Annotated in this window: 7 protein-coding genes; all 7 read left to right on the top strand. The window is 65.0% G+C overall.

The window, feature by feature from the left end:
• Nucleotides 1–562: 562 nt before the first annotated feature.
• Nucleotides 563–3535 carry a TonB-dependent receptor gene (locus XpruCFBP8353_RS02325; RefSeq protein WP_101361748.1) on the top strand — a complete coding sequence of 991 codons (2973 nt, stop codon included), beginning with the start codon at nucleotides 563–565 and terminating at the stop codon, nucleotides 3533–3535.
• A gap of 97 nt (nucleotides 3536–3632) precedes the next feature.
• The gene (locus XpruCFBP8353_RS02330) at nucleotides 3633–5546 is read left to right on the top strand and encodes a beta-galactosidase (protein ID WP_101361749.1); all 1914 of its coding nucleotides are present in this window, start codon (nucleotides 3633–3635) and stop codon (nucleotides 5544–5546) included.
• Complete coding sequence (locus XpruCFBP8353_RS02335; RefSeq protein ID WP_101361750.1) at nucleotides 5540–6910, top strand: APC family permease; 1371 nt, start codon at nucleotides 5540–5542, stop codon at nucleotides 6908–6910. The genes XpruCFBP8353_RS02330 and XpruCFBP8353_RS02335 overlap by 7 nt, the downstream gene beginning before the upstream one ends.
• On the top strand, nucleotides 6907–7824 hold the full coding sequence (locus tag XpruCFBP8353_RS02340; RefSeq protein ID WP_165786142.1) for a carbohydrate kinase family protein: 918 nt from the start codon (nucleotides 6907–6909) through the stop codon (nucleotides 7822–7824). Before XpruCFBP8353_RS02335 ends, XpruCFBP8353_RS02340 begins: the two co-directional genes overlap by 4 nt.
• Nucleotides 7821–9245: a 6-phospho-beta-glucosidase gene (locus XpruCFBP8353_RS02345; RefSeq protein ID WP_101361751.1), complete on the top strand. Its 1425-nt coding sequence runs from the start codon at nucleotides 7821–7823 to the stop codon at nucleotides 9243–9245. Before XpruCFBP8353_RS02340 ends, XpruCFBP8353_RS02345 begins: the two co-directional genes overlap by 4 nt.
• A gap of 277 nt (nucleotides 9246–9522) precedes the next feature.
• The gene (locus XpruCFBP8353_RS02350; protein ID WP_101361752.1) at nucleotides 9523–10986 is read left to right on the top strand and encodes a glycoside hydrolase family 125 protein; all 1464 of its coding nucleotides are present in this window, start codon (nucleotides 9523–9525) and stop codon (nucleotides 10984–10986) included.
• A 128-nt stretch (nucleotides 10987–11114) separates the two neighbouring features.
• Nucleotides 11115–13457, top strand: a complete 2343-nt coding sequence (locus tag XpruCFBP8353_RS02355; RefSeq protein ID WP_101361753.1) for a GH92 family glycosyl hydrolase — start codon at nucleotides 11115–11117, stop codon at nucleotides 13455–13457.
• Nucleotides 13458–13463: the final 6 nt, after the last annotated feature.

Raw genomic sequence — 13463 nt, forward strand, 5'->3', positions numbered from 1 at the left:
ATGCACACGCTGCAACGCTGCATTCGTCGTCAATGCGCAGCCAACACGACGATCTGAGCACACACTTCACACCTGCTTGACAGTCGCAACAACGCGGTCTATCACTACCTGCAGCCGGCGACACCTGTCATCGGCATCGTCGGCAACTGATCGACAGCAACAGCGTTTCCACGCAACACGCGCACCGGGAGATGGTTGTATGCAGCATCGTCGTATCGACCAGCGCTTACGTGTTGCCGCCCTCGCGTTGCCTCGCCATGCGCCCATGCGCGCGCTCGTTGCGCCGGTGCAGACGGCATGACCAAGCACTACAAATTGAGCGCCATGCGATCGCGCTCCAAGTGCATCGCCGGCTATTCCCCGCCCTGCCACTGACGCCTGCAACAGCTGTCCCAGCTGGCAGACGCGCGACATGCATCCCATGCGGCGACACACACATGCCTTGACGGCGTGCTGCGTCACGCCGTGCATGTGCATCGTCGTGCAGACCGTCTGCCCAAGAGCAAAGGCATCGGAGGGCGTTGCCATCGGCAACGTTGCCCAGCATCTGGCGAGGTGGCACATGGAAAAGCGTGAGCGTTCGAGTGGCAAGCAGTGGATCGTGGCAATCCTGACCGTCACCGGCATCGCATCGGCAGCGGCCGCCATGGCCGGCACGGTGGAAGGCGATCTCAAGGAAGGCAGCAGCGGCAAACCGGCAGCGAATGCGAAGGTGCGTATTGCAGGTACTGCCTACAGCGCAGTGGCCGATGCGCGCGGGCATTTCATCATCCGTGACGTGCCTGCAGGGCAATACGCATTGAACCTGGACTACCCCGGCTTCAGCGCAGCGGAAACCAGCATCCAGGTCGGCGAGACCGGTACCGCATCCGTGGCGATTGCGCTGGAAGAGGTCAAGCAAATGAAGGCGGTCAGCGTGGTGAGCAACCGCTACGACGCCAGCGACCTGAAGATCAATGCCGCCAACACGGTCGACGTACTGTCGGCCAACGATCTGCAACGCACTGCCGTACACAACGTGGCCGAAGCGCTGGGCCTGATCGCCGGCATCAACATCACCAGCACCGGCTCGGGCTACTTTGGCGGCATCGACGGTGCAGCGCGTGGCGAAGGCATGTTTGCCTCGGTACGCGGGCTGCCTTCCGAATACAACGTCAACATGATCGACGGCGTCACCGTGGCGCAGGGCATGCCGTACAGCCGCAGCGTGCAACTGAGCCTGTTGCCGCCCACGGGCCTGCAGACCATCGTCGCCAACAAGACCTCCACCGCCGACATGGACGGCGATGCGATCGGCGGCACGCTGGATTTCCGCACCCCCACCGCCTACGACTTCAAGGACACCACCAGTGGCAGCGTCACCGGCAGCGGGCGGGTGGAAAGCCGCGCGCGCGACTACGGCGGCGATGGACTGGGCGGTGGATTTGGCGGCGAATTCCAGCACAAATTCGGCGATGCGCAGCAGTTCGGCGTGTATGCCAGCGCGTACTACGACTACCGCACCACCACCAACAGTGAAGTGGCCGCGGCCACCAGCGCGCTCAACGATGGCTCGTGGGAATACTTGAACACCGACGCCAACGGCGGCAATGCAGCCGGCTTCGATCCGCAACACAACCTCACCAGCACTGGCATGAATGTGGGAATTGCTGCCGGCTGGGAGCGCCGCTACGGCGGCAATGCATCGTTCGATTGGCACGTGGATGACAGTCTGTCGCTGTACGCGCGCATGACCTACGCCTATGCCAAGACCGACCAGGGCACCACCTTCGTGCAGTTGCTGCCGCAGGATGTGAGCTACCTGCCGACCAGCACACCTGGCGTGTCTACACCCAACATCGGCCGCATCGCCTCGCGCTTCTGGTACGAAACCAATCCGGAAGTTGCCGACCTGGCGACCTTCCAGCTCGGTGCGAAAAAGACCGTGGGCGGCTGGACGTTCATGCCCAACGTGTTCTACAGCTTCGGGAACAACGACCGCCCCGACCATGTTGAAATCGACGGGCGCGAAGACAAGTTCACCCAAGACAACTACGCCTACTCCGGCAACACGCTGGTGCGCTACGGCGGCGGCGCATTCCCATACCCGCAGCTCACACCTGCGTTGCTGGCGCAGGTCAACGACATCCCCTCGCTATTTGCCAGCAGCTACGGCGAGCAGACCAGGATTTTCTCCGGGCAGAAGCGTGGCGGCGCCCGCTTCGATACCCGTTACGACTTTGCTGACGGTGCGCTGCGCTCGGTGCAGTTCGGCGTGAAGTACAACAAGAGCAGACGCCTCTATACCAATCGCGACTGGTACACCGGCGGCGTGGACGGCACCACCACACTGGGCGAGTTGGGCATCTTCACTGGCACCTATGGGTCGATCTTTCCCGGCAAATACCCCTGGAACACCCCGCGCGTGAGCGAAGCGGCCGTGGCCGGCGTGATCGCGCAGCACCTCACCGACGACGATCTGGACACCTGCGGCAGCGCGTTCTACGTCAACAACTTCAACTGCAACACCATGCGCGGCACCGAGGCGGTGAGTGCGGCGTACGCCACCGCCACCTTTACCGTCGGCAATCTGGACATTGTGCCGGGCGTGCGCTTCGAGCACACCGGCATCGACAACACCTTCTGGGTCACGCCGGTAGATGCCGATGGCAACCAGACCGTGGGCTACTTCGACCACAACCACACCTCCTACAACGAGCCATTGCCCAGCGTGTTCCTGACCTGGCGGCCGGATCTGCGCACTGCGTACCGCGCCTCGCTATGGACCAGCTACACACGGCCGGCATTCGTGCAGTTGGGTGGTGGCAGCCAGATCGACATCTCCAATGGCGTCACCACCATCACTCAGGGCAACCCGGATCTGAAGCCGATCGAATCCACCAACCTGGATCTGTCCGGCGAATGGTCGACCGAACGCGGCGGTTTTTTCTCGCTGGCCGGCTTCTACAAGCAGTTGCGTAACTACATCTACGACGCTGGCTCCGCGCAGGCCAACGGCACCACCACCGGCAGCGGCACCGTGCTGTATCACATGCCCACCAATGGCGGCGATGGCACGATCTACGGCGTGGAAATCAGCGCTCGGCAAAAATTCCAGGACCTGCCCGCCCCGTTCGACGGCCTGGGCGTGAGCGCCAACGCCACCCGCCAACATGCACGCGCCGACCTGGGCCTGGACGGCTTCGACAACGAACATATGCAATCGGCGCCGGCAGCCATGGCCAATCTGGAGGTGTTCTACGAACACAACGGGTTCTCGTTGAACCTGAGCTACCACTTCAGCAGTTCGTATCTGCTGGGCTACGACTTCCTGCACGAAGGCGCGCCGTGGAACGACCTGTGGGCACGCCCCACACGGCGCGTGGATCTGCACACCGGCTACCGCTTCGACAATGGTGTGAGCATGGATCTGTCGATCTCCAACCTGACCAAGGAATACAGCTACTGGGCGCATGTGGGCCGCCGCAATCTGGCGATCTCCGACATCGTCGATGCGGGTAGCACTGCGCTGTTCACGGTCAAGTACGCGTTCTAGCAGTGGGCCGCACCGCGCTGTGCCACGTGCTTGGCGACGCTTCGTAGCGTGGCGCGCTGCGGGACGGCGCAGCAGTTCTTCCCTGGCTGGAGAGACGATGAAACGCAGGAGCCTGTGCATGTTCGGCCTGTTCGCACCGCTCGGTCTGGCGGCCGCGCCGGCGGTGCGGTCGTCGCTGCGTGCGCCGTTGCCGGATGGCCGCCCACATGCGTTTGGGTTCGAACGCGGACAGTTCGTCCTGGACCGGCAGCCGTGGCAACTGCGCAGTGGCGAGATGCATCCGCTGCGCATTGCCCGTGCGGATTGGCTGCAGCGCATCCGTATGGCGAAGGCGATGGGCTTGAACACCATTGCGCTGTACCTAATGTGGAATGCCTACGAGCGTGAGCCGGGGCAGTTCGATTTTGCGACCGGCGAGCGCGACTTTGTCGCCTTCATCAAACTCTGCCAGCAGGAAGGCATGTGGGTGTATCTGCGCCCCGGCCCTTACGTGTGCGCGGAATGGACGCTGGGCGGATTGCCGCCGTATCTGCTGCGCGAACCAGGCCTACGGCTGCGCGACGCGAGCGATGCGCGTTACATGGCCGCGGTGCAGCGCTATATCGCCGCCGTGGCGCCGCGCATCGCGCCGCTGATGGTCGATGCCGGCGGGCCGGTGCTGATGCTGCAGATCGAAAACGAATACAGCATGTACGGCAGCGACGTGGGCTATCTGCAAACGCTGGCGGCGTTATGGCGTGCGCATGGCATCAACGGCCCGTTTTCGCTCGCAGAAGGCATGAAGGATCTGCGCCGACGCAAAGCCTATCTGCCCGGTGCGGCGCTGGGTCTGGATGGTGCAGAGCTGCCCGACTTGCAGGAGGCAAAGACCATCGCAGGCGATGCTCCGGTGTGGGTCGCCGAAGGCTATCCAGGCTGGTTGACGCATTGGGGCGATGCCGATGTGGCACGCCGCGACTACGCACCGATGCTGCAGCAACTGATGGCGGCTGGCTACTCGTTCAATCTGTATGTGGTGCATGGCGGCAGCAATTTCGGGCTGAGCGCTGGCGCCAATGCCGAAGACGACGGTTCGCAATTCCAGCCGGTGCTCACCAGCTACGACTACAGCGCACCGATCGACGAAGGTGGCCGCGCCACGCCGGCCTACATGGCACTGCGCACCCTCATTGCCCAACACGGTAGCGGCCCGCTGCCAGCAATTCCGGCGGCGCCGGCGCGCACCCGCTTCGATGCGGTGATTGCACAGCCCGTTGCGTCGCTATGGGACAACCTGGGCGATCAGCCAGTGCACACCGGTCGACCTACCGACAACCAGAGCTTGCTCACGCAGAATCTGGGACTGGTGATTTACCGGCGCCGCATTGCCGCCGGCACGCAACTGGATCTTGGCCGGGTGCACGACTACGCCGCAGTGCACCTGGATGGCTGCGAGATCGGTCACGTCTCGCGCATGCGGCACGCGCGTCTCAACAGTGCCGCGCAACTCGCCCTGCCGAATGCCGCTGCCAAGGACCGCCTACTCGACGTGCTGGTCGACAGCTTCGGCCACATCAATTTCGGTCCGGCACTCGGCGATGCCAAGGGCTTGCTCGGCCCGGTGCAACTGGATGGCCGTGAGCTGCGCGGCTGGCAGGTACACGGCATCGCACTGGATGGCGACAGCGCGCCCACACTGCGCCCAATGCAGGAACCAGCCACGCGTCCCGGCCTGTTCTTCGCCGCCGATATCGCACTGCAAACGGTCGGCGACGTGTACCTGGACATGCGCCATTGGCACAAAGGCTATCTATGGGTCAACGGGCGTTTGTTGGGCCGCTACTGGAACATCGGGCCGCAGCAGTGTCTGTTCTGCCCTGGCGCGTGGTTGCGCAAAGGCAACAACGCGGTGTTGGTGCTGGACCTGCATCAGCTGCAAGCCACTGCAATCCACTCCGCCGACAACTTACGCGCTGCACATGGCGCGACCGCTGCAGCAAGCAACACGCATGTGGCGTACAGCGCATGCTGAGCCCCTCGGTGGTGCTGCCATCGTCCACCGCAGCTGCCGCCGCTCCGCCGCGCACGCTGGGTTTCTGGAGCGCGCTGTCGGCCAATCTGCTCAACATGATCGGCATCGGCCCGTTCATCACCATCCCATTGGCGCTATCGGCGTTAGCCGGGCCATCGGTCTTGATCGGCTGGGTGGCCGGCGCGTTCTTGTGCTTGTGCGATGGGCTGGTGTGGGCCGAACTCGGCGCTGCGATTCCGCGCTCGGGCGGGCCGTACCACTACCTGCGCGAAGCGTACGGCCGCGAGCGCTGGGGGCGCCTATTCGGGTTTTTGTACCTGTGGCAAACACTGCTGACCGCACCGCTGTCGGTGGGCTCGGCGGCGGTGGGCTGCGTGCAATATCTGGCGTTCTTGCTGCCCGGCCTGGGCCACGCCCAGCTCACCACCATGGCAATGGCGTTGTGCGCCTTCAACACGCTGCTGCTGTATCGCAAGGTGCGCTCGGTGCAGCTGCTGTCGCTGCTGGTCAGTGCGGTGGTGATAGGTGCCTGCGTGTGGATCATCGGCAGCGGCGTGCTGCATTTCGATATGGGCATTGCGGGCGATTTCATGCGTGCGCGCCCGGCCTCACCGCATGGGTTCTGGCTAGGCTTCGGCGCGGTGGCATTGATCGCCGTCTACGATTACGGCGGCTACAACAACGTGTGCATGCTGGGTGGCGAGATCCGCAAGCCACGCCGCAACATTCCACGTGCAGTGCTGGTCTCGATCCCGATCGTGGCGCTGCTGTATCTGGGCCTCAACGTCACCTTGCTCGGCGTGCTGCCCTGGCAGCAGGCGGCGCACTCCAAGGCGGTGATGGCCGACTTCATGCAGACCATTTACGGGCCCGCCGGCAGCACCGTGGCGGTGGCGTTGATCGTGCTGGCGAGCTGGGGTTCGGCGCTGGTGGTGTTGCTGGGGTATTCGCGGGTGCCGTATGCGGCCGCAGCGGCCGGGCAATTCTTCGGCGTGTTTGCACGGCTGCATCCGCGTGGCGGCTTTCCTACCGTGTCGCTGCTATTCGTCGGTGCAACGTCGGTGCTGGCCTGCCTGCTGTCGCTGGATGATCTGATCGCCACCTTGATGATCATCCAGATCCTGTTCCAGTTTCTGGCGCAATGCCTGGCAGTGGTGCTGTTGCGACGCAAGCGGCGACGCCGTGCGTTTTCGATGCCGCTCTACCCCTGGCCGCTGTTGATCAGCGTAGCCGGCTGGTTCTACCTGCTTGCCACCAGCCCCGGCCACCGCGTACTGGCTGCGGTACTGGCGCTGTGCGTGGGCAGTGCGTTGTATTTGATCCAGGCACGGAGGGAGCGCGCATGGCCGTTCCAGCTGCAATGAGCACCAAGCACCTCATGGTGGTTGGTGAGGTCTATCTCGACCATATCTTCAGCGGCTTCGAGCGTTGGCCGGCACCCGGCGAAGAAGCGCTTGCGCGCCATTACAGGCGCGAACTCGGCGGCGGCACACTCATCACCGCCTGTGCGCTCGCACGGCTGGGCTGTCGCATGCGCGTGCTCGGTGCGATCGGTGCGCAGGACCGTGAGGTGTTCGCGCAGCGCCTGAGCGCGTTTGGTGTGTCCGCCGATGGCCTGATCGACTCGCCGGCCGGCACCGGCGTCACCACCAGCGTATCGCGACAGGACGACCGATCGTTCTTCACGTATCACGGCGCCAATGCCGACCTGAGTACGCTTCTACTGCGCGATGACTCCATCGCTGCGATGTCTGCGGCCACCCACGTGCACTTCGCCTTGCCGCTGCCTGCTGCAGTGGCGCAGACCCTCCTGCCGCTGCTGGCGCGTGCCGGCTGCAGCACCTCGCTGGATGTCGGCTTCAGCCCGGCATGGCTGACCGATACCGCCAATCACGCCACCTGCCGCGCGGTGACCTGGTTTTTGCCTAACCAGAAGGAAGCCGCGCTGATGGGCTGCGGCGATGACGCAGATGCCTGCTTGGCATGGGCCCGCGCGCTCGGCCTGCGCCAGACGGTGATCAAGCGCGGCGCTGCCGGCGCGATGGTCATCGATGCCGACGGCGCGCGCCGGGTCGCCGCACCCATCGTGCCGGTGCGCGACACCACCGGCGCTGGCGATGCCTTCGATGCCGGCTTTATCGCCGCCCAACGACGCGGCCTGTCGCTGGACGAGAGCGCACAACACGGCTGCCATGCGGGCGCGGCCTGCTGCAGCGCGCTCGGGGCGCTCGACGGCCTGTTTCTTTTATCCCCCCCCACACACGAGGACATTTCATGAGCAGTTCTGTCGACAATCGCAAGCTCACCCTGATCGGCGGCGGCGGCGTCCGCACGCCGTTGGTGGTGTACGGCGTCAACGAAGCCGCCGAAGCGCTGGGCGCGCGCGAGATCGTGCTGTACGACCCGGACCAGGAGCGGTTGGCGCTGATGGTGGCGATGGGCCGCGCCATCGTGGCCGAGGCCGGCGGTGCGTTGCAGGTGCATGCGGCGCCCTCGCTGGAAGCGGCGATCGAAGGCGCGCATTTCGTGCTCAACAGCATCCGCGTCGGCGGCATTGCGCAGCGTGCCTCCGACGAGCACACCATCATTGCCCACGGCTATTCCGGCCAGGAAACCACCGGCCCCGGCGGTGTCGCCAAGGCGCTGCGCACGGTCCCGGTGGCGATCGAACAGGCGCGCATGATCGAACGCCTGAGCCCGGACGCCTGGCTGGTGAGCTTCACCAACCCCGCCGGTCTGATCACCCAGGCCATCAGCGCGCATACCCGCGCGCGCGTGGTCGGTATTTGCGATACGCCGGTGGAGCTATTCCACAACATCGCGCGCGCACTCGGCGAGCCAGCCGCCGATGTGGAATGCGAATACGTCGGGCTCAATCATCTGGGCTGGATCCGCGCAGTGCGCCTGCGTGGCGAAGACATCCTCGACCGCGTGCTTGCCGACGACGCCATCCTGCGCCAGCTGTACCTGGCGCCGTTGTTCGACTTCGACATGCTGCGGGCGCTGCGGCTGATCCCCACCGAATACCTGTATTTCTTCTACGAGCGTCGTCGCGCCCTGGAGAACCAGCGCGCCAGCGGCGCGAGCCGTGGGGGCGAGATCGAGCGGCTCAACCGCACGCTCATCGGCGACCTTCGCAGCCGCCTGGATGCCGGCGACACCACCGGCGCGGTGCAAACCTACGCCGCCTACCTGGCGCAGCGCTCCGGCTCGTACATGAAGCTGGAAGCCGAGGCCGGCTCGGCGTTCGCGTCCGACCTGGCACCACAGCCCGACCCGTTCCGCGCCAGCACCGGCTATCACCGCATCGCAGTGGATGTGATGAGCGCGCTGACCGGTGCCCGCCCCGCCCGGCATGTGGTCAACGTGCGCAACCAGGGCGCGATGGCCGAGCTGGCCGACGACGACATCGTGGAAATTGCCGCAGACATCGACCGCGACCGCATCGTGCCGATCCCGGCCGCGCCGCTGCCAAGCGCCGTGCAGGGGCTGGTGCGCACGGTCAAGGCCTACGAGCACGCAGCCATCGACGCGGCCCTCAGCGGCAGCCACCTGGACGCCTGCAAGGCCATGCTGATCCATCCGGCGATCGGCGAATGGAGCCCGGCGCGGCGGCTGCTCGACGCATTGTTCGGCCATGCGCACGACGATGGCCACTGCGCGGGGCCAGCACAGTGGCGGGGGCACGCGGTGGGCTGATGTCGGGGCACTGCCATTGCCGCCGCGCTGGAGTGACAAGGGCACGCTGGGTCTAGCGCGGTTCGAGGCCGATGGCACCAATGACGCAGTGTGTAGCGCAATCGCACAGGCATACGGCGCCGGATTGTGCGAACGCACTATGCACATTCGGCGCACACGTTGTATGGTCATCGGAAATTGGTCATGCATAGGTCTCATCAGTAGCCAGCGAGTGACGCGGCGGCTGGAGCGGCATTTGTGGTGCAGGCCTGTTGCCGAATCCAAGGAGTTCCAGGTCATGCACACCCGCCGCGACATCCTTCAGCTGCTGGGCGCCAGTGCCGGCGCCGGCCTGCTCGCCAGTGCCCTGCCCGCTTTTGCGGCCGCGCCCACCGCCAGCCCATCCAGCGTGGCCGGCGCCTTCGTCAGCAAGCGCCCGCCCAAGGCGCAGCGCCGCTTTGTCAGCAAAGCAGTCGAGCAACAGATCGCGCAGATCAGATCGCGCATCGCCGACCCCGAACTGGCCTGGCTGTTCGAGAACTGCTACCCAAACACGCTCGACACCACCGTGGAAACCGGCACCCGCAACGGTAAACCGGACACCTTCGTCATCACCGGCGACATCCACGCGATGTGGCTGCGCGATTCGTCCGCACAGGTGCACCCGTACGTCCCGCTGGCCAAGCACGACCCCGCGTTGCGTCGCATGTTCCATGGCCTGATCCAGCGCCAGGCCGCGTGCATCCGGCTCGACCCGTATGCCAACGCCTTCCTGCCAGATGGCCAGACCCAACGCCTGAAGTGGTCGCTCAACGACATCACCGAAATGAAGCCCGGCGTGGGCGAGCGCAAGTGGGAAGTGGATTCGCTGTGCTACCCCATCCGCATCGCGCACGAATACTGGCGCGCCACCGGCGATGCCGCACCGTTCGACGACGACTGGCGCGCGGCGATGCACGTTGTGGTCAAGACCTTCCGCGAGCAGCAGCGCAAGGACAACCGTGGCCCGTACGTGTTCCAGCGGCCCTCGCCGCTGGCCACCGAAACGCTGGTGCTGGAAGGCTACGGCCAGCCGACCAAACCCAACGGCATGATCCACTCGATGTTCCGCCCCTCCGACGACGCCTGCGTCTTCCCGTTGTTCGTGCCGGCCAATTTGTTTGCGGTCGCCTCGCTACGGCAGCTGGCCGCGATGAGCACGGCCTTGCATCGCGACGCCGCCTTCGCCGCCGAATGCACGGCGCTGGCCGATGAAGTGGAAACCGCCACACGTCAGTTCGGCCAGCAGCGCGATGCCGACGGACAGGCCTATTGGGCGTTCGAAGTGGACGGCTTCGGCAACCAGTTGTTTATCGATGACGCCAACGCGCCCGGCCTGCTCAGCCTGGCCTATCTGGGCTGCTGCGATCGCACCGACCCGGTGTTCCTGCGCACCCGCCAGCTGGCCTGGAGCGAGCGCAACCCGTATTTCTCGCGCGGCACAGCGGCCGAAGGCGTGGGCAGCCCGCATAGCGGCATGGGCACGATCTGGCCGATGTCGATCATTCAATACGCACTGGTCAGCGACGACGACGCCCAACTGCGCCAATGCCTGCAGTGGTTGAAAACCACGCATGCCGGCACCGGTTTCATGCACGAAGCCTTCGACAAGGACAACCCAAGCACCTTCACCCGCGACTGGTTCGCCTGGGCCAATACCTTGTTCGGCGAACTGATCATCGACCTGCATGACCGTAAACCCCAGCTGCTGCGTAGCGCTTGAACACCGCGCGCAGCGCTTGATTGCTCTGAGAAACGCCTGATTCCTTCCTTGTCCCGCGTGCGGGAGAAGGTGCCCGCAGGGCGGATGAGGGCACTACGCATCGGCCCACGTTTTCCGAGACCACACACATGGCAACACGACGCGGTTTTCTCCAAGGCGCCATCGCCGCAGCACTGTTCGGCGGCGTCGGCCTGCCCGGCCTGGCGCGCGCGCGCGCCGGCAATTACGCACTCCCGGCCGATGCACGCACCCGCGCCGATCTCACCCGACATGTGGATGTGTTCATCGGTACCGGCGGCCATGGCCACACCTTCCCCGGAGCCACGCTGCCGTTCGGCATGGTGCAGCTCAGCCCGGACACCTACAACGCGGTGTGGGATTCGTGCTCGGGATACCACGAGTCCGACGGCTCGATCATGGGCTTTTCGCACACGCATCTGTCCGGCACCGGCATCGGCGACATGTTGGACTTCCTGCTGGTGCCCGCCACCGGCGAGGTCAAACTGGTCCCAGGCCCGCTCGACAACCCGGATGCCGGCTACCGCTCGCGCTACGACCATGCCGACGAAGCTGCATCGCCCGGTTACTACCGCGTGCGCCTCAAGGACAGCGGCGTGCACGCCGAACTCACCGCCACCGCACGCGCAGGCCTGCACCGCTATCACTTCCCCAAGGGTAAACCGGCGCACGTACTGCTGGATCTCTGCCACGGCATGCAGGACAAACCGGGCATTCCCACCCGCGTCAGCGACGCGCAGTTGCGCGTGGTCGACGAACGCACGCTCACCGGCGGACGCCGCGTGTATCAATGGGCGCAAGGGCGTTACATCTATTTCGCCATGCGCCTGTCGCGCCCCTTCAAACACGTGCAGTTGTACAACCAAGACCAACCGCTGGCCGCCGGCACGCGCAGTATCGACGGGACCCACCTCAAGGCCGTGCTGCATTACCCGGATGCCTCCGACGCCCCGCTGTTGATCAAGGTCGGTATCTCGGCCGTCAGCGCCGACAACGCGCTGGCCAACCTCGACGCCGAATTGCCGGACTTCGACTTCGCGCGCGTGCATGCACAAGCCGTCGCCGCCTGGGAAAAAGAACTGGCCCGCGTGCGCATCGACAGCGATGACGATGCGCAACGGCGCATCTTCTACACCGGTCTGTATCACAGCCTGCTGGCGCCCACGCTGTTCTCCGACGTGGATGGCCGCTATCGCGGCATGGATTTGAAGATCCACACCGCGCCCAGCGGCTATCACAACTACAGCACCTACTCGCTGTGGGACACCTACCGCGCATTGCATCCCTTGCTGACGTTGGTGCAACCCGAGCGTGTGCCGGATCTGGTGCAATGTCTGGTGCGCGGCGCCAACGAATGCCCGGACGGCGTGGGCATCTGGCCGCTGCAGGGCGTGGAGACCGGCTGCATGATCGGCTACCACTCGGCCGTGGTCCTGGCCGAGGCGCACGCCAAGGGCTTCACCGGCATCGACTACAAAGCCGCGTGGCCGGCCTATCGCAAACGTGCGATGGACGACACCACGCATGGCCTGGGCGAGTACCGCAAGCTCGGTTACATCCCCGCCGACAAGGTGGACGAGGCGGTCAGCCGCACGCTCGAATACGCCTACGACGATTGGGCCTGCGCACATCTGGCGCAAGCCGCAGGCGCCAGCGCCGATGCGCGCGCATTGCGCGAACGCTCGCGCAACTACCGCAACGTGTTCAATCGCGACAGCGGCTTCGTGCAGGCGCGGCTCGCCGACGGCAGTTGGGCCAAACCGTTCGATCCGCGCGGTATGGGGCACATCGCCAAGTGGCGCGATTTCACCGAATCCAACGCCTGGCAGGCCACCTTCCTCAACCAGCATGATCTGTATGGGTACATGGACTTGTACGGTGGCCGCGACGGTTTCGTCGCCAAGTTGGACGAGCTGTTTTCCACCAGTTCCGAACTGCCCGCCGATGCACCGCCGGATATCGACGGCATGGTCGGTCAGTACGCGCACGGCAACGAGCCCAGCCACCATGTGGCGTATCTGTTCGCTTACGCCGGCCAGCCCTACAAGACCCAGTCGATGGTGCGCCACCTGCTGCGCGCGCAATATCACGACGCACGTAACGGCCTGTCCGGCAACGAAGACTGCGGGCAGATGAGCGCGTGGTTCGTGCTCAGTGCACTGGGTTTGTATGCGGTCGACCCGGTCAGCGGCAACTACATCGTGGGCAGCCCGCTGTTCAAGCGCGCCACCCTGGATGTGGGCAACGGCCGCACGCTGCGCATCGTCGCCAACAACAACAGTGCGCAAAACGTTTACGTACAGTCGCTGAAGTGGAACGGTACACCGACCAACCGCGCCTGGCTGCGTCATGCCGATCTTGCCGCAGGCGGCACGCTGGAGTTCGAGATGGGTGCCAAGCCCAATCCGGCGTTCGGCGCGAACAAGCAGGACCTGCCACCGTCGTTCGCCTAGCGAACG

Source organism: Xanthomonas prunicola, from assembly GCF_002846205.1.
Lineage (GTDB): Bacteria > Pseudomonadota > Gammaproteobacteria > Xanthomonadales > Xanthomonadaceae > Xanthomonas > Xanthomonas prunicola.

What these genes read in the sequence shown, in the direction of transcription:
- XpruCFBP8353_RS02325 (WP_101361748.1), top strand. Translation starts at nt 563, where the DNA reads ATGGAAAAGCGTGAGCGTTCGAGTGGCAAGCAGTGGATCGTGGCAATC.
- XpruCFBP8353_RS02355 (WP_101361753.1), top strand. Translation starts at nt 11,115, where the DNA reads ATGGCAACACGACGCGGTTTTCTCCAAGGCGCCATCGCCGCAGCACTG.
- XpruCFBP8353_RS02345 (WP_101361751.1), top strand. Translation starts at nt 7,821, where the DNA reads ATGAGCAGTTCTGTCGACAATCGCAAGCTCACCCTGATCGGCGGCGGC.
- XpruCFBP8353_RS02330 (WP_101361749.1), top strand. Translation starts at nt 3,633, where the DNA reads ATGAAACGCAGGAGCCTGTGCATGTTCGGCCTGTTCGCACCGCTCGGT.
- XpruCFBP8353_RS02350 (WP_101361752.1), top strand. Translation starts at nt 9,523, where the DNA reads ATGCACACCCGCCGCGACATCCTTCAGCTGCTGGGCGCCAGTGCCGGC.
- XpruCFBP8353_RS02340 (WP_165786142.1), top strand. Translation starts at nt 6,907, where the DNA reads ATGAGCACCAAGCACCTCATGGTGGTTGGTGAGGTCTATCTCGACCAT.
- XpruCFBP8353_RS02335 (WP_101361750.1), top strand. Translation starts at nt 5,540, where the DNA reads ATGCTGAGCCCCTCGGTGGTGCTGCCATCGTCCACCGCAGCTGCCGCC.